21 protein-coding genes and 1 pseudogene are annotated in these 15,080 nt (G+C 32.3%); 8 read left to right on the forward strand and 14 right to left on the reverse strand.

Annotated elements, in window-relative coordinates; genetic code table 11:
• Window positions 1-141: 141 nt before the first annotated feature.
• From RCJ96_RS09805 to RCJ96_RS09815, 3 genes are all read right to left on the reverse strand, one after another.
• On the reverse strand, window positions 142-345 hold the full coding sequence (locus RCJ96_RS09805; RefSeq protein WP_416504742.1) for a DUF4028 family protein: 204 nt from the start codon (window positions 343-345) through the stop codon (window positions 142-144).
• Between the two features lie 139 nt (window positions 346-484).
• Complete coding sequence (locus RCJ96_RS09810) at window positions 485-1,015, reverse strand: general stress protein (protein ID WP_416504741.1); 531 nt, start codon at window positions 1,013-1,015, stop codon at window positions 485-487.
• A 39-nt stretch (window positions 1,016-1,054) separates the two neighbouring features.
• Window positions 1,055-1,192, reverse strand: a complete 138-nt coding sequence (locus RCJ96_RS09815; protein WP_000359816.1) for a hypothetical protein — start codon at window positions 1,190-1,192, stop codon at window positions 1,055-1,057.
• 208 nt (window positions 1,193-1,400) lie between these two features.
• Here RCJ96_RS09815 and RCJ96_RS09820 point away from each other — a divergent pair, with 208 nt between their 5' ends.
• From RCJ96_RS09820 to RCJ96_RS09830, 3 genes are all read left to right on the forward strand, one after another.
• Window positions 1,401-1,652 (forward strand): hypothetical protein, encoded by a 252-nt coding sequence (locus RCJ96_RS09820; RefSeq protein ID WP_017560540.1) that lies wholly within the window; start codon window positions 1,401-1,403, stop codon window positions 1,650-1,652.
• A gap of 205 nt (window positions 1,653-1,857) precedes the next feature.
• Entirely contained in the window at window positions 1,858-4,548 is a 2,691-nt protein-coding gene (locus tag RCJ96_RS09825; protein ID WP_446699766.1) for a response regulator, read from the forward strand.
• A 16-nt stretch (window positions 4,549-4,564) separates the two neighbouring features.
• Window positions 4,565-5,422: a CheR family methyltransferase gene (locus tag RCJ96_RS09830; RefSeq protein ID WP_074609744.1), complete on the forward strand. Its 858-nt coding sequence runs from the start codon at window positions 4,565-4,567 to the stop codon at window positions 5,420-5,422.
• Between the two features lie 38 nt (window positions 5,423-5,460).
• Here RCJ96_RS09830 and RCJ96_RS09835 read toward each other — a convergent pair whose 3' ends face one another.
• The 5 genes from RCJ96_RS09835 to rsbV all read right to left on the reverse strand — a co-directional run bounded on the left by RCJ96_RS09835 (window position 5,461) and on the right by rsbV (window position 8,855).
• The gene (locus RCJ96_RS09835; protein ID WP_242303966.1) at window positions 5,461-6,603 is read right to left on the reverse strand and encodes a fused response regulator/phosphatase; all 1,143 of its coding nucleotides are present in this window, start codon (window positions 6,601-6,603) and stop codon (window positions 5,461-5,463) included.
• A gap of 175 nt (window positions 6,604-6,778) precedes the next feature.
• Complete coding sequence (locus RCJ96_RS09840; RefSeq protein ID WP_416504739.1) at window positions 6,779-7,219, reverse strand: ferritin-like domain-containing protein; 441 nt, start codon at window positions 7,217-7,219, stop codon at window positions 6,779-6,781.
• Between the two features lie 69 nt (window positions 7,220-7,288).
• Window positions 7,289-8,065 (reverse strand): RNA polymerase sigma factor SigB, encoded by a 777-nt coding sequence (gene sigB, locus RCJ96_RS09845; protein WP_074609749.1) that lies wholly within the window; start codon window positions 8,063-8,065, stop codon window positions 7,289-7,291.
• Complete coding sequence (rsbW, locus tag RCJ96_RS09850; RefSeq protein ID WP_002091785.1) at window positions 8,028-8,510, reverse strand: anti-sigma B factor RsbW; 483 nt, start codon at window positions 8,508-8,510, stop codon at window positions 8,028-8,030. Before rsbW ends, sigB begins: the two co-directional genes overlap by 38 nt.
• 6 nt (window positions 8,511-8,516) lie before the next feature.
• Window positions 8,517-8,855, reverse strand: coding sequence for an anti sigma b factor antagonist RsbV (gene rsbV / locus RCJ96_RS09855; RefSeq protein WP_416504738.1), 339 nt, complete (start codon window positions 8,853-8,855; stop codon window positions 8,517-8,519).
• 197 nt (window positions 8,856-9,052) lie between these two features.
• Between rsbV and RCJ96_RS09860 the strand changes: the two genes are divergently transcribed.
• A complete protein-coding gene (locus RCJ96_RS09860) occupies window positions 9,053-9,253 on the forward strand; it encodes a hypothetical protein (RefSeq protein WP_000390995.1) in 201 nt (66 codons plus the stop codon).
• A gap of 182 nt (window positions 9,254-9,435) precedes the next feature.
• Here the strand turns inward: RCJ96_RS09860 and RCJ96_RS09865 are convergent, their stop codons facing one another.
• The 3 genes from RCJ96_RS09865 to RCJ96_RS09875 all read right to left on the reverse strand — a co-directional run bounded on the left by RCJ96_RS09865 (window position 9,436) and on the right by RCJ96_RS09875 (window position 10,403).
• Window positions 9,436-9,687: a GlsB/YeaQ/YmgE family stress response membrane protein gene (locus RCJ96_RS09865; RefSeq protein WP_000522902.1), complete on the reverse strand. Its 252-nt coding sequence runs from the start codon at window positions 9,685-9,687 to the stop codon at window positions 9,436-9,438.
• A gap of 75 nt (window positions 9,688-9,762) precedes the next feature.
• Window positions 9,763-9,963: a CsbD family protein gene (locus tag RCJ96_RS09870; RefSeq protein WP_000004269.1), complete on the reverse strand. Its 201-nt coding sequence runs from the start codon at window positions 9,961-9,963 to the stop codon at window positions 9,763-9,765.
• Between the two features lie 50 nt (window positions 9,964-10,013).
• Complete coding sequence (locus tag RCJ96_RS09875) at window positions 10,014-10,403, reverse strand: general stress protein (protein WP_416504737.1); 390 nt, start codon at window positions 10,401-10,403, stop codon at window positions 10,014-10,016.
• A gap of 107 nt (window positions 10,404-10,510) precedes the next feature.
• Here RCJ96_RS09875 and RCJ96_RS09880 point away from each other — a divergent pair, with 107 nt between their 5' ends.
• Window positions 10,511-10,879, forward strand: coding sequence for a VOC family protein (locus RCJ96_RS09880; protein ID WP_416504736.1), 369 nt, complete (start codon window positions 10,511-10,513; stop codon window positions 10,877-10,879).
• A gap of 95 nt (window positions 10,880-10,974) precedes the next feature.
• A complete protein-coding gene (locus tag RCJ96_RS09885; protein WP_074609754.1) occupies window positions 10,975-11,430 on the forward strand; it encodes a hypothetical protein in 456 nt (151 codons plus the stop codon).
• Window positions 11,431-11,516: 86 nt separating this feature from the next.
• On the opposite strand, the gene RCJ96_RS09890 is transcribed toward RCJ96_RS09885, so the two are convergent.
• Window positions 11,517-11,930 carry a hypothetical protein gene (locus RCJ96_RS09890; protein WP_000120198.1) on the reverse strand — a complete coding sequence of 138 codons (414 nt, stop codon included), beginning with the start codon at window positions 11,928-11,930 and terminating at the stop codon, window positions 11,517-11,519.
• A gap of 315 nt (window positions 11,931-12,245) precedes the next feature.
• On the opposite strand from RCJ96_RS09890, the pseudogene RCJ96_RS09895 reads away from it, so the two are divergent.
• Together RCJ96_RS09895 and RCJ96_RS09900 are read left to right on the forward strand one after the other, a co-directional pair.
• Window positions 12,246-12,329: pseudogene (locus tag RCJ96_RS09895) on the forward strand (YjcZ family sporulation protein); the annotation flags it as partial.
• A 300-nt stretch (window positions 12,330-12,629) separates the two neighbouring features.
• Window positions 12,630-12,869: a DUF2798 domain-containing protein gene (locus tag RCJ96_RS09900; RefSeq protein ID WP_000700215.1), complete on the forward strand. Its 240-nt coding sequence runs from the start codon at window positions 12,630-12,632 to the stop codon at window positions 12,867-12,869.
• A gap of 317 nt (window positions 12,870-13,186) precedes the next feature.
• On the opposite strand, the gene RCJ96_RS09905 is transcribed toward RCJ96_RS09900, so the two are convergent.
• Together RCJ96_RS09905 and RCJ96_RS09910 are read right to left on the reverse strand one after the other, a co-directional pair.
• Window positions 13,187-14,095, reverse strand: a complete 909-nt coding sequence (locus tag RCJ96_RS09905; RefSeq protein ID WP_074609756.1) for an alpha/beta fold hydrolase — start codon at window positions 14,093-14,095, stop codon at window positions 13,187-13,189.
• A gap of 367 nt (window positions 14,096-14,462) precedes the next feature.
• Window positions 14,463-15,074, reverse strand: a complete 612-nt coding sequence (locus RCJ96_RS09910; protein WP_074609758.1) for a DUF2812 domain-containing protein — start codon at window positions 15,072-15,074, stop codon at window positions 14,463-14,465.
• Window positions 15,075-15,080 lie beyond the last annotated feature (6 nt).

The raw sequence follows: 15,080 nt of genomic DNA on the forward strand, positions 1-15,080 counted from the left end.
ACTGACACGCTCCTAATAATTTGTAGTTTGAATAAGCTTTCTTATGTCTTTATTATGACATGGAACAAGCAACGAATCTATTGAATTACCTTACAGGAATGTGACAGTTTTGTAAGAATGAACTGCACATTATGTTTCATTTTAATAGAGCGCTTTAACATTCGGATACACAAACGAGTCTCTATTTTCTTTCCAGTCGCGTTCTACTTCTTTAAAAGTTGGTCGTCCTAATTCTTCATTGTTTTCATGTTTACGAAACCATTTCTTCACATACTGATCCCCATTTTTATTTTGCACTGTACAAAGGAAACTATTACTACTATCCTTTAATATTTTTACAATCACGAATAGACACCTCTTTCCTTTTAAATAATAGAATAGAACTTGATCTTTTACTATAAGCCCTTCCTCTCTTATAGTCATACGACTCCTCGGTCGCGCCAAAGTTGTAAGACCAAAAAACGATATTTACTTTGTTTACATTTTATTTAAAGAAATCAGAGTTATAAGCATGATGCTTATCAAATATTTTATAGATTTCTAACTTATCATCTAATTTTGCATCTACTAAAATTAGTATATTTCCATCGTAAATGTATTCTTCATATTTCTTAGCGTGTTCTTCTGGAATGCCTAATCCGATAAATGCTCCTATTAAACTTCCAGCTCCTCCGCCAATACCGGCTCCCCCAATTGCTGCTGCGATAGGTCCTGCTGCTACAATTGGGCCCAGTCCAGATACAGCAAGTACACCAAGACCTGTTAATAAACCTCCGAGTCCACCTGCTACTCCTCCAGCTACAAGCCCTGTCGCTGAAAAGATATCCGCTTTATGTGCAGTTTCATGATTCACTTTCTCACCTGATTTTTCTTCCAGATGTTCAATTTCCTTTTGATCTTTCGCAATAGCTGAAATGTTATCTGCCGAGTATCCTTTTTCCTTTAATTCATTAATAACGAGTGCCGCATCATCAATTGTTGGAAAAACACCTACTATTTTTCTATCTACATTCATAACTATTAACCTCCTAAAATTTTATATAACGTATCTTTATTACTCTTCGTTTTTATATACACTAATTTTTTTATTCACATAACCATTTACGAAAAACGCTAACAATAAAAGGACTACAAGAGAACTACTTAACAAGTAAATGAAATCAAATGTAATATCCGTTATCATTTTATCCATATGTAACAGTCTCCTTTTTATTTAAAGTAAAAGTATAAAACCTTACAATTCATCTTCGGTCAATATCTTTGTAGTATATGTATACCCTCCGTAACTCTTTCTAAACGTAAAAAACTATAATTATATTTTTTCTTATTTATATGTTTAACATTTTTTAAAACGGGTACGTTTATATTGTTATGCTTATTATATGGAAAGGAAAATTACGATGAACGCCATTCACTCTACTACTATTCTTTATAATGAAACACCTACAATAACGCAGATTCATCATTTTTATGCTTTAATGACAACATTTCAAACGAATGTATTTATAAGTAAACAAGGAACACTTACTTCTATTAAAAACTTAAGCACATTAGTATCATTTTTCCTTACTGTAAAAAAGAGAGAGCTTGTATTATTTATATTTGAAGGAATAGATGCAAAAAAAGCTTTAAGAACACTCTTTCCTTCTTAAAGGTTTTATTATCCCCTATTCCCTCGATTGTTACTTTTCATATATCGTTTTATACTTCAAAATGATTTCCTCTATTCAAAACGAGACCCCCTAATACAATAGGGGGATTTCTAGTTTAGCCCTATGAAAACTGATATAATATATATTACGTTTTTCATTCTTTAAAATAGAAAACTTTTAATAACCTTGAAGGTAGGAATTTTTAATGAAATCGGAAGCAAAATTTAGTATTCGCTACAAAATTATGGCTGGTTATTTAGTTATCATTTTGTTTTTACTTATTTCTTTTATTATGTTAAACAATCAGATTTCCAATTTACAAAAATCTCGTAATTTTATTATTGATCACGATTTTAAAGTTCTCAATTTAACGAACCAAGTGGAGAAAGACTTGCTAACAATAGAAAATAAATCGAAAGGCTTTATCACTTCTAATAACGCGAACTATTTGCAATCTCTTAACTCTGCCGAAAGAGATTATGAAAAACATTACCATAATCTTTTTTCTTTATTAGAAGATAATCCATCTCAGCAAGAAAAATTAAAAGAGATTAACGGAAACATTACTAATTGGATGAATAAAGAGATTCACCCGTTAATTGCAAATCATAATAGTAATAAAATACAAGAAATCGACACTACCGAAATCCAATCATTACAATCACAACTAACTGACTTCCGTAGCACTGAGGAGCAATTAACGAAAAAAAGAGCTGCACAATTAGATACTAAAAATAATAAATTAGAGCTTTGGTTATACAGTTTATTGTTCTTACTATCTTGTATTTCTATTATCGTTTCACTTTATATTTCCAATTCCATTACAAAAACGATTAAAAATGTAATTCAAGCTATTAAATCCATTTCTTCTAAAGAAAAAATTACGGAAAGAATTCATGTAAATACACATGATGAAATAAAAGATCTTGCTCATACAACGAACCATCTGCTAGACGAAATATCGAAAAGAGAGTGGTTACAAACGGAGATTGCAGAATTAATTTTAATGTATCAAGGTGTATCTTCTATTGAGATGTTAGGTAACAAAATTTTGAGTGGAATTATACAAAAAACGCAAACTTCTTGCGGCGCGTTTTATGTACGTGAAGAAGTTGAAGAAACTGTCTACTTTGTGAAAAAAGCTTCTTTTGCCGATCAAGGTGTTGATATTGGAAAACAATCTATTAAAATGGGTGAAGGTTTCATTGGACAGTCTGCTTTAGAAAAGAAAAGTTTTATTCTTAGGGACATACCTGAAGAGTTTCGTTACGTTACTACTGGATTATTAGAAATACGCCCTAAAAATTTACTAGTCATCCCTGTCTTATTTGAGGATGAAGTGATTGCAGTAATGGAGTTAGTAAGTGTAACTGACATTTCAGATTTACATCAAGATTTAATTCACCAAACTGTTGATAATCTAGGTTTAACAATCCATAGTATTATGGGACGTATGCGAATTCAAACTCTTTTACATGAATCACAAGCAATGACAGAAGAGTTACAAGTTCAATCAGAAGAATTACAAACGCAAGCGGAAGAACTACAAATGCAAGCCGAAGAATTGCGAACAACGAATGAACAGTTAGAATCTAGAACGGAAGAGGCTGAACAGAAGACAGCTGACTTACAAATTACTAAATTAGAATTAGAAGAAAAAGCAAGTGAGTTGTTACGTAGCTCAAAATACAAATCAGAGTTCCTAGCAAATATGTCGCATGAATTACGCACACCGTTAAATAGTATTTTACTATTATCTGAAATGTTAAAAGAAAATCATGATAATCATTTATCCGATGATGAAATTGAATTAGCAACCGTCATTCATTCATCAGGGAAAGATTTGCTTACTTTAATTAATGACATACTGGATTTATCTAAAGTAGAAGCCGGAAAACTAGATGTCATTTTTGAAGCAACGAACATAAGTGATATGGCTGCAAGTATGCAGCAAAACTTTTTACATATCGCTGCACAAAAAAATGTTGAATTTACTGTTGAAAACAGTGACACGATTCCTGATCTGTTTTATACAGATGCAAAAAGGATTGAACAAATTATTAAAAACTTATTATCCAATGCATTTAAATTCACGGAAAAAGGATCTGTCTCTTTACATTTCGATTCAATCGAAACAAGCAATTTAAGTGATGATATGCAATCTATAAGTAAAGACTGGATTACAATTTCAGTAAAAGATACTGGTATTGGTATTGCTAAAGAACAACATCAACTTATTTTCGAAGCCTTTCAACAGGCTGATGGCGCAACGATTCGGAAGTATGGTGGTACAGGCTTAGGATTATCTATTTGTAAAGAGTTTGCTAGATTATTAGGTGGTTGGATTACGTTACAGAGTCATGTAGGAGAAGGCAGTACTTTCACCGTATATATTCCCAACCTTCCAAATGGATTACATGATGTACAGTTATCCAATTTAGAAGTCGCAGCAACGATAGAAGACGTTACTCCTGATGAAGTTATTGAAGAAACTATCGTTCTCCCAGAAGCAAATAATGTCTTCCAAGAGAAAACTATTTTAATTGTCGATGATGATCATCGAAATATATTTGCATTACAAAATGCATTAAAAAAACAACATGCCAATATCATTACTGCACAAAACGGCCTAGAGTGTTTAGAAATACTAAAAAACAATACAAATATCGACCTTATTTTAATGGATATTATGATGCCAAATATGGACGGTTATGAAACGATGGAACATATCCGAATGAACTTAGGATTACATGAAATACCTATTATCGCATTAACTGCTAAAGCAATGCCAAATGATAAGGAAAAATGTTTATCTGCTGGCGCTTCAGATTATATAAGTAAACCATTAAATTTACATCAACTCTATTCGGTAATGAGTGTATGGTTAATAAAATAAGTGAGGTTTCGTTTCAGTGGAAAATAAGTATTATAATTTTGATCCATCAGTAGATACGGATAAGCGTACGAACTTAGAAATTGAATTACTATTAGAAGCGGTATTTAAACTATCGGGATTTGATTTTCGCCAATACGCTCGCACATCTATTTATAGGCGGATTTGTAATCGAATGCAGATTTCTAATATCCCTACTATTTCAAAATTAATTGAAAAAGTAATTCATGAGGAAGGGGTTTTAGAACAGTTATTAAATGATTTCTCAATCAATGTAACTGAGATGTTCCGTAACCCTATCTTTTTTAAGGCGCTAAGAGAGCATGTTATTCCTGAATTAAGAAAGCATCCTGAAATTAGAATTTGGCATGCTGGATGCGCAACTGGTGAAGAAGTTTTATCCATGTCCATCTTACTTCACGAAGAAGGGTTAAGTGAAAAAGCTGTTATTTACGCAACGGATATGAATACAGATGTGTTAGAAAAGGCAAAACAAGGAATTCTTCCATTAAATAAAATGCAAACTTATACGAAAAATTATTTACAAGCTGGCGGTACACAAGCATTTTCTAACTATTATTCAACGGATAGTCGTTTTGCTTATTTTAATCCTTCACTGTTACAAAACATTATTTTTGCACAACATAATTTAGTAACTGATCAATCTTTTAACGAATTTCATATTATACTTTGCCGTAACGTTTTAATTTACTTTACAAGTAAACTTCAAAACCAAGTACAGCAACTCTTTTATGAAAGTTTAGGTCACAACGGATTCCTATGTTTAGGAAATAAAGAAACTCTTCGTTTCTCGGATATCATGCCGCATTATACCCAATTTAATCCGAACGAACAAATCTATCAAAAAATACAATAAAAGCGTATGAAATCCTCTGTTTGGATTTCATACGCTTTTTATTTCGCATTCGTTTGTATCATAATGAGGCACATATCATCTGATTGCGCTTGTTTCTGTTCTTCCTTATAAAACCCTTCTATCTCTTCTTCTAGCTCTCCCCATTTTCTTTCTGTAAAAGTACGTAATTTCTCTTCAGCTTCAAATTCATCACTTGCAATTGCTTCAAGAACGCCATCTGTAAACAATACGATTTGAGCATTTTTCTCAAAAGGTATAACTGTCTTTTCAACTTTTATTTCATCAAAAAACCCTACCGCACAACTCCCGCGATTTAGTTCAACTACATTTGTTTCATCAACTAAAACATATCCAGAAGGATGTCCTGCATTTACATATTCAATCGTTCTATCTTCTGTATTAACTACTAAGTATATCGCTGTAAAATAATATGGAATATTGTCATTCTCATTATGTAAAAGAGTCATATATTTATTTAAGTCTTTCATAACGAGTTCTGGGTCGATTAAACTTTTAATCGTTTCACGTAATACAGACGAAATGAACATGCAAACTAAGGAAGCAGATACACCATGTCCCATCACATCTAATAATATAATACCGTAGCGGTTTTCATCGATTTTATACCAGTAATACATATCTCCAGCTAGTTTAAATGAAGGTAAGTAACTTGCTTCAATTTTTATATGCTCTTCTCTTAATGGGCTACTTAATAAGTTTCTTTGTACTTGCGTAGCTAAATCTAGTTCATTCCGAAGATTCTCTTCCTGTTCTTTATGCCAATTTAATTCCGATTTCAAGCGTAATGCTACACGCATACGCGCTAACAATTCAACCTTATTTATTGGTTTTGTAATATAATCCATTGCACCTATATCAAGTGCTTCAGCTAATTTATTCGCATCTTCTAAAGCTGTTACAAAAATAATAGGAATATCTTTAAACTTCTCCTCTTTTTGTAATCGCCTACAAACTTCAAGTCCATCAATTTCAGGCATCATAATATCTAATAGTATTAAATCTATTTCGTTATGCCTGGAAGAATCTTTTCCAAAATGGATGTATTCGAAAAGCTCTTGTGCAGAATTCAGCGATACAAGATCCTGATATCCGGCTTGTTTTAAAATCTTCTTAATTACAAAGATGTTAACCGGATTATCATCTACAATTAAAATGGACACAAGTGATTTCCCCTTTTCTTATATAAAATGTAAATCGATTATCATTTTCTATTTTTCTAGTATTACATACTCAGTTACAAAATGAAAATTTCCTACTCATACCTATTTTTTATACAGCAAAAGAACAAACCCCCAGAAATGAGAGTTTGTTCTTTCACTCTATAAATTTCCACTTTTAATTTAGCACCATTGCTTTATCACTTAAAAGACGATCCAATTCTTCCATATGATTGGTTTCATCTGCAATCATATTTTCTAACTTTACAACTAACTCTGTCATATTTAAATTCGCGGCTTGTTCTTTTCGCTTTTCATAACGCTTAATTGTTTCATATTCTGATTCTCTAGCATATTCTAACATTTCTCTAACATCTTCTGCTTGTTTCACTCGTAAAGGGATCGTAGTAGGTGTACCACCTAGCGTCTTAATTTTCTCCGCTAAATATAGGGCATGTCCTTGTTCATCACTAATTTCAGATTCAAAGAAAGGTTTTAACACTTGTCTATATATACCAGAAACTGTAGCTGCATTATGGTTATACATAATAATTGCTGAGTATTCTCCCGCTAAATCTTCATTCAATCCTTCGATTAGTTCTTTCACATCGTGTGACATTTCATATCTCCTCCTATACTTAATAAGTACCCCTTTTCTCATGTTTTAAACATCATTATTTAAAATTTTTTATGTATCTAAAAATGCGGCTTGTTTCAACTTACTTATCGCTTGTCTTTTAATACGAGAAACGTGCATTTGTGAAATACCTAACCGTTCCCCTGTATCTTTTTGATTTAAATTTTCTTCAAATATATAATGAATAACACTCTTTTCCGTTTCATTTAATACGTTAAAAATATCCTTTAAAACGAGACGCCTTTCTGTCTCTTCATATCCTTGCTCTACTTCACCTACAGATTCAATTCTCGCTACCGAACTTCCATCAGATGCATTTTCAACTACATCATCTAAGGAAGATACTCGATAATTATTTTTCGCATCCATAATTTCTAGTACTTCCTCTTCGGATAGTCCTAAATGATCCGCAATCTCTATAATTTTCGGTGAACGCTGCAAATGATCTGTTAGTTCCTCTATCGCAAGTTTAATTTTTCCGCCTAAATCTTTAATTCGCCTTGGAACGTGAATGCCCCAAGTTTTATCGCGTAAATACTTCTTTATTTCCCCTACTATCGTAGGTATTGCAAAAGGCTCAAAAGCATTCCCTATCGAATAATCATACCTTCTTATTGCGCCTAAGAGCCCTAACATGCCTACTTGTATAATATCCTCATGCATCGGTCCGCCTTTTGAATAGCGATATGCAATGGAATAGACAAGATTTTTATAATGCTCAACTAACCTTTCCTGCGCTTCATCACATTGGTTTTGTTGAAATTCTGCAATTAGTTTAATAACGTCTTCTTTAGTAAGATTCGTAGGTTGAGATTGGATTTCCATCATTCTCCACCTGCTCTCTTTGTATATATTTTGTCATTAAAACTGTCATGCCCTCATCATGCATGATTTGTATATCATCCATTAACGTATTAATTAAATATAAACCTAAACCATTTTCCGGCAAATGTTCTACTGGTTTACTAATATCATACGGGCCAACTTTACTTCTTAAGTTGTTAAAATCAAAGCTAACCCCATTATCCGCAACCATAATTTCTAATCGATCTTCATATAGCCCAAAGACAATTGCAATTTCTCCAACGTCTTCTTTATATGCATGTTGTACAATATTTGTACATGCTTCACTAATAGCAATTTTCATATCTTCTATATCGTCATAAGCAAAGCCCATTCGATTTGCAACACCAGCCATTGTTAAACGAATAATAGCCACATATTCTGCCTTTGCAGGAATTTTCATTTCTATCTTTTCAAATCTCTCCATCATCCCTAGTCACCTTCTTTCTACTTTTTCAAAATCGGAATTCAAATTTAATATTTCTGTTAACCCTGTAATATCAAATAATCTTTTTAACCTTTTAGATACACCAATAAACTCTAGTTTTCCATTATTTTTCTTAACTGCTTTTAATAGTGCTATAAAAACACCTAAACCGGTACTATCCATATAATCTACCTTATTAAAATCTACGACAATATGAACCTCTTTTTCGCCTGCAATAGGCATCATCTTATTTTTTAAATCTGATGCCGTATACGCATCAATTTCACCATTAAGCTGTACCGTATAACCTACATCATTTTGCAAAATATTTATTCCCAAATTCATCATTTCCGCCCCCTTATCTCAAACTACTACTATGTTAATTACCCATAAAAATTAGTTTTAAACATATTTTTTTATTTTTATTATAAATAAATTTTCTATATCTTTCTCAGCTTAACACTAAAAAAATAATACCAAATGTTTAAACCTTATAAATTTGTGTATGTATAATGTATAAACATTATTTTTAGGGGGATCTATCTATGGAAGAGCACAACTTTAAAAAGGGAGATTTCGTTCAATTTTCTTATCGACACGATCATGCTACAAAATTAGTTGGTTCCATTATTAACATACTAACGAATACGATTGTAGTTGATATAGGTAATAACGAGGACTTATCTCATATAGAACCACGGCAGGTCGTAAGAATAAATAATTGTAAAAAAGTAACGATGGTTTAATACATAATAGAAATTGTAATTCCAATGAGCGGGGGACCTTCATCCCCCGCTCATTCCTATGCAAAATACATAAAAAAAGCATCCAAATTATTTGAATTGGATGCTTTTTTTATGTATTTTTATGAGCTTATTAACTTTATAGTCACATATGACAAACTTAAGATTACCATTCATTATCATACTTACGCTTTCCGTAACATTCTAGAGAAGAATGTAACGATTAAAATAAAGACAATTGCACCTAATAACGCTGGAAGAATAAAGATGCCTCCCCATTCAGGACCCCAATGACCAAATAACGCACTACCTACCCAAGATCCGATTAATCCGGCAATTACATTACCAACTATACCTAAAGGAAAGTCTTTTCCCGTAATCATTCCAGCTAACGCACCAATAAGTCCACCTACAATACACGTAATAATAAGTCCCACAATTAACCCTCCTATATTCGTTTTATATTGTATTTATCAAGCTTTGGTATGGAACCAAAGCTTGATAAACATGTATTATTCTTTATTATCCAACCCATCACTTATCTTTTGTTTAACTTTTCCGACTTTTTCTTTTATCGTCCCCTTCGTCTTGTCCCACTTCCCTTCATTTTTCAACTTTCTATCTTCTGTAACTTCACCAATTCCTTCTTTTACTTGTCCCTTTGTCTTTTCCACTTTACCAGTAATTTGTTCTTTTAGTCCGCTCTCACTCATATTTCCCATCTCCTTTTCGTAATAGATTTATAGATTTACAGAATACAAATTTAAATAGAATACATGCATCTTCTTTCTTGTAACCATTCACCGACTCTCTCTATATCTTTAACGAATAACAAGATTTTCCCTTCATCCAGCTTTTCTTCGTAGAAGTTCGCTTCTTCCTCATTAAGCCCTAACTCCTGCATCTTATTTCTTAACTGATCTCCCGTTTTTTGAAAGACGTTAATAATACTTGTCCCAAGTCCCTCCTCTTGTATACCAATTGTATTCACGTCTGCATTGTCTGCGATTCTATCTGTCCTTTCTTTCTCGTGTGTTAATACGTAAATATCTTTTTGGTCTATTCCTTTCTTCACTAGATCATTCGCCGCATTCATGACCTCTTTTTCCGTAATAAATTCATATACAAAAGGTTTCCTATACTTCGTTTCCATCTTTAACTTCCTCCTTTAAAATGAATTATTTGTTATATTATATGTAGTACACCTATTTTCGAAATGTTAAACATAAAATTTGAAAAAAAATGAAAAGGAGAGTACATATGCACTTTCGTCTAGAGCTATTTGTTGAAGATTTGCAAAGGTCTATTCGTTTTTATGAGGAAATCCTTACCCTTGTATTCTCAAAAAAGAATGCGACTGGTGCAAAGATTAAACTAGGGGATTTTTCTTTATTATTGACCCCTGATTATATTCTCAATCAAAATCATTATTTAAAAACAGGTGGACTGAATCCAAAAGGTAAAGGTGTTGAGATTATCATAGTTTTTGATAATATTGAACAAATATACCAACATGTATTAGAAAAAAATTATCCAGTGGAATCTAACCTTAAAATGCAATCTTGGGGAATGAGGGATTTTCGTATTGTAGACCCTGATGGTTATTATTTACGGTTAACCTCCTCTTGAATTTACTCTATCCGAAAACTAGTAGAATAAATCTACTTACAATAACTACCTAAATTAACAGAAAATTGTTATAATTAAACGTAAGGAGGGATACTATGAAAAAAATCATATCTATATGTACTCTAACCGCTCTATCTTTCACTTTAATAGGCTGTGCCAGTACCTCAGCTACAGACAAATCTCCACAAGCTAAGCAAGAACATACACAAACTACCTTTCAATTAAAATCCGCAAATATTACAGACATTGAAATACTTAGCACAATAAATAACAACGTTTCAAAATCTCAAACAGACAACGAAGAAATGATACAATCTATCGTTTCCGCAGTTCAAAAAGGCACGCCTAAAACAATCACTTTAGATCAAAAAAAGCGAGAATCGGCACATTCTACTATTACCGTTACATATAAAGATGACACAAAAGAAGAATTTCTTGTTTGGGTTGATAATAATGAGAAAATTACGATTGCTAAAGATGAGAAGAAGGATAAGGTTGAAGGTGTAACAGTGAATATTAAAGATGTGAAAATGATGAAGGATTTCTTTTAAAATTTTAATATAATTGATGTTAAAAAAGAGTAGGATGTAATCCTACTCTTTTTTAATCTTGTCCAATAAATAAACTTTTATAAAAGCTATTTAAGATCTAATTTTGCTAAATCATGTTGTAAAACATTATTTCCTTCTTGTGGGTTAAATACTATTGCACTAAGACCAAAAACATTCGTAACAACATCTCTATCTTTCGAACGAATGATTCTTACTTCATAAGCAAAAACACCTGAAGGAAGAGCTGCTGAACGAAAAGTAACACGTCGATTAGGTGCCAATGTTTGTGTTGAAGGGTCTACTAATGGTAACAATACCGGAGAACCCGATGACCAATCAAACATTTCAACAGTTACTGTATGAGTATCATCTGGATCAACATTCATAGCTTCCACAGTAAGAAACAACGTAGCGGAATGTCTACGTAATACACCCGTTGACAAAGTTTCATTGTGGTGTTTATGATGTTTTTCAGGAGGATGATCATAGCCATAACTCATACCAATCCCCCCTTTCATTTACAATTAAGGATAAGTATTCCTTACAATATATAATGCTAGTATTATTTTAATGAAAGGTATAAAAGCGGATTTCTATCTATATTTTTAGATATTTCATTTCCACTTATTACCTATTAATGAATAATATAGATTCTCCTATTTTGTCCTTGAACTCCTTCAAAGAATAAATCTATTTTGAAAAGAACCTGCTCCATTCATAAATACATAAAGTAAATGGAATCCGTTAAAACACATAATTGATCCTTTGTTTTCCCCCTCCTATTTAAAGGAGGAACTGTTCTCGGCTTTGGTGATAGTTATGGCTTCGCGGGAGGATTTGCTTTATTAGTTGTATTGTTTATTTTATTAATCATCGTTGGAGCTGCTTGCTTCTGCTAAAAAACTATTGGAAAAGACATGCGATATGCAAAGATTCAAGTGTAACTAATACTTTAATGATGTAATATTACATTCGCCCCCAAAATGAACTTCGATGCTATAAAAAAGATAAAGTGTTCATTTATACAACCTTAGCTTGATAGCAATATCATGAGTTCCCATCCCAGACAAACTAGTTAACATCTCAATAATTGCTATTGCAGAAAAGTACAACAAGCTGGACAACATAGATTTCAAACTGTAAGATTAGATGTTGGTAAAATCGGACAGCAAAGTATATATAGAAAATAGGTGTTAATTTTGAAAATCAATAAAAAATTTGAACCGATAATTTTTAATCTCTTTATGATTTTAGGTATATCTAGTATTATCTCTTTCGTCATGGTTTCAATGAATGTTGGGTATACAGCTTTATTTCTCAAATCATGGATAAAAACATGGGCAATTGCTTTCGTGCTTGCATTTTTAGCTTCTAAATTACTACCCTTTGTAGTGAAAAGGATAATGAAAATATTCATATTTGTTGAGAAGGATGCTTAAAAATAAAGTGATGTACTACTCTAGTTCATTTAAATGAAGAGAAATAATCATCACAAAACTTAACCTAGTAAAATGTTTTAACTCAAAGAAAGGTACTTGAAAGGTTGTCTTTTCTTTATATGTTAAAAAAGCTCGCCTATTCCCGTAGGCGAGCTTTATCTTTATTACACAATAAGAAATTATACTCTCTTTTTCTCGGAAAATTTATGTAATTATACATATCCATAAAAATAGAAGAAGTAAAATATCCCAAAACAAAAAATAGATAAATTCCCCTAAGAGAAAGTTGTTATTACAACATATTCTCCACGTTCAACTTAGTTATCATTAGCATGTTTTTCTACAAAATCAAGAATTCTAGCATTAACCTCGTTAGAGAACTCACCATTAATTGCGTGAGATGCATTTTTCCAATTCACTATATCGATGTCTTTCACATATTTTTCCCCAGTTTCAACTGCTTTTGCCGAATTGTGCATTGTACTTTTTTCAGCCATTAATGCAAGCACTGGAATATTAATATTTTTTAAGTCTTCTTTACTAAATAGATCAGGTGCTGGCGTTTTCAATTTATAATTACGCATACCCGACTCAATTAACTTAGCGATTGGCTCATCGTTATTTATTTCTGCTCCCCCAGAAACATAACTTAACATCTTTTCTCTTATAAACTTAGGTACAATAGGAACGGAAGCTGGAATAGATGCTAGAATCATCTTTATGGATATTTGCGCAAAGACAAAAACTGGATCCATTAAACTAGCCGTAGCAATATGCTCAGGATTATATCTGGCCAAGTTCATTGCTGTCCAACCTCCAATGGAGACACCCACGATATGTACTTTTTCTAAACCTAATCCTTCAATTACTCCATTCAACCATTCTGCTTGTTGTTTTTGGTTTTCAATCACCTTCGTTTGCACGCTCATTCCAGGTTCACCGAGTAAATCTATTGTGTAAACAGGCCTTTTCTCCCTTAACCCTTCTAAATTGGGTACCCACATTGGGGTAGATGCACCTCGTCCAGGGAGTAAGAGTATTGGTTCCTTATTTTTATTTTCCTCTTTAGTAAAGTAATACGTACGAATTGTACCATATGTAGTTTCTATATCTTTCGTATCGTTAGGTGGTGGAAGAAGTGCCATTGATTCATCGTAGGCACTTTGAAAGTCTTTTTTTCCTTTTTCAGATGTAAAATGACCAATCTTATTATCATCTCTCTTCATGTGAATTCCCCCTTTCTACAAATATATGGATGAACTTTATCTATATATTCATGGTAATCATCCATTGAAAATTTATCTTCTTTAAGCCAAAACCGTCATTTTGAAAAAAAAGAAAAAGACACCTTAAGGTGCCTTCTTCTGACTTGAACCATCTTAATTTTAATAATATGTATTGGACTCCCACCAACTATTATTTTACCACATTAAATTGTTTTGTTTATTGAGAAATACAATAGTTTATGTGCTGGTCTTTTATATTAGATCTTTTTCTAGTCCATGCAGCGATTAATAAAAGAACAAGCTATTAATTAAAGGTAAAACTACATGCTAAGCCGGTGTAACATATCAATAAAATTTATACTTTCTATCATCTTCTCTCTTCATACAACCTATGTGCTTTATAAGAACAAACGAAAAACATACATGCTGCAACGGGGATAAATGTCAAAAACAATCCTCTCATTAATGCAAATGGTGTTTCAAATAAGAATGACCATAGAAATGATAAGCCTTGCTTATCCCATAATCCTGGCGTCAAGTATAGTTCTTTCGGATTTACAAACGCTCCTAAATTCATCGTATCACTATACATAAATAAAAATAATATCGGTAAATAACAGATTGCTAGTTCTAAAAATGTTTTAGATAGGCGTTTGTACTTCCCTGCTCGTGACATTTGATCTGAAAAAATGTCATCTTCACTTTCTTCATTTACCTTTTTAAAATAGTACGTACCTGACCACCGATTACCAGCTATACGCTCCCAGCCGCTATCTTCAAATAATGTGCAGTAATTCATAAATTCACTTTTTCTACTAAATACTCTATGGTCTATTCTAATCGTTGCATCTTCCGGCTCTGTATATCTAAATGTATAACCAAATGTATTACTTTCTAGTTGATAGCCTTTCCAAGCCATCTCTTCTAACCATTTTTCCTCTTTCTCAAAGTCTAGAAAGAATTTCAATCTCCACATCATCGTTTC

It is taken from the genome of Bacillus sp. BSL6, from assembly GCF_052928345.1.

What these genes read in the sequence shown, in the direction of transcription:
- rsbW (WP_002091785.1), bottom strand. Translation starts at nt 8,510, where the DNA reads ATGATGGAGAGATTTGAAAAGATAGAAATGAAAATTCCTGCAAAGGCA.
- RCJ96_RS09820 (WP_017560540.1), top strand. Translation starts at nt 1,401, where the DNA reads ATGAACGCCATTCACTCTACTACTATTCTTTATAATGAAACACCTACA.
- RCJ96_RS09905 (WP_074609756.1), bottom strand. Translation starts at nt 14,095, where the DNA reads ATGAAGAGAGATGATAATAAGATTGGTCATTTTACATCTGAAAAAGGA.
- RCJ96_RS09840 (WP_416504739.1), bottom strand. Translation starts at nt 7,219, where the DNA reads ATGTCACACGATGTGAAAGAACTAATCGAAGGATTGAATGAAGATTTA.
- RCJ96_RS09860 (WP_000390995.1), top strand. Translation starts at nt 9,053, where the DNA reads ATGGAAGAGCACAACTTTAAAAAGGGAGATTTCGTTCAATTTTCTTAT.
- RCJ96_RS09880 (WP_416504736.1), top strand. Translation starts at nt 10,511, where the DNA reads ATGCACTTTCGTCTAGAGCTATTTGTTGAAGATTTGCAAAGGTCTATT.
- rsbV (WP_416504738.1), bottom strand. Translation starts at nt 8,855, where the DNA reads ATGATGAATTTGGGAATAAATATTTTGCAAAATGATGTAGGTTATACG.
- RCJ96_RS09885 (WP_074609754.1), top strand. Translation starts at nt 10,975, where the DNA reads ATGAAAAAAATCATATCTATATGTACTCTAACCGCTCTATCTTTCACT.
- sigB (WP_074609749.1), bottom strand. Translation starts at nt 8,065, where the DNA reads ATGATGGAAATCCAATCTCAACCTACGAATCTTACTAAAGAAGACGTT.
- RCJ96_RS09870 (WP_000004269.1), bottom strand. Translation starts at nt 9,963, where the DNA reads ATGAGTGAGAGCGGACTAAAAGAACAAATTACTGGTAAAGTGGAAAAG.
- RCJ96_RS09875 (WP_416504737.1), bottom strand. Translation starts at nt 10,403, where the DNA reads ATGGAAACGAAGTATAGGAAACCTTTTGTATATGAATTTATTACGGAA.
- RCJ96_RS09815 (WP_000359816.1), bottom strand. Translation starts at nt 1,192, where the DNA reads ATGGATAAAATGATAACGGATATTACATTTGATTTCATTTACTTGTTA.
- RCJ96_RS09810 (WP_416504741.1), bottom strand. Translation starts at nt 1,015, where the DNA reads ATGAATGTAGATAGAAAAATAGTAGGTGTTTTTCCAACAATTGATGAT.
- RCJ96_RS09825 (WP_446699766.1), top strand. Translation starts at nt 1,858, where the DNA reads ATGAAATCGGAAGCAAAATTTAGTATTCGCTACAAAATTATGGCTGGT.
- RCJ96_RS09910 (WP_074609758.1), bottom strand. Translation starts at nt 15,074, where the DNA reads ATGATGTGGAGATTGAAATTCTTTCTAGACTTTGAGAAAGAGGAAAAA.
- RCJ96_RS09890 (WP_000120198.1), bottom strand. Translation starts at nt 11,930, where the DNA reads ATGAGTTATGGCTATGATCATCCTCCTGAAAAACATCATAAACACCAC.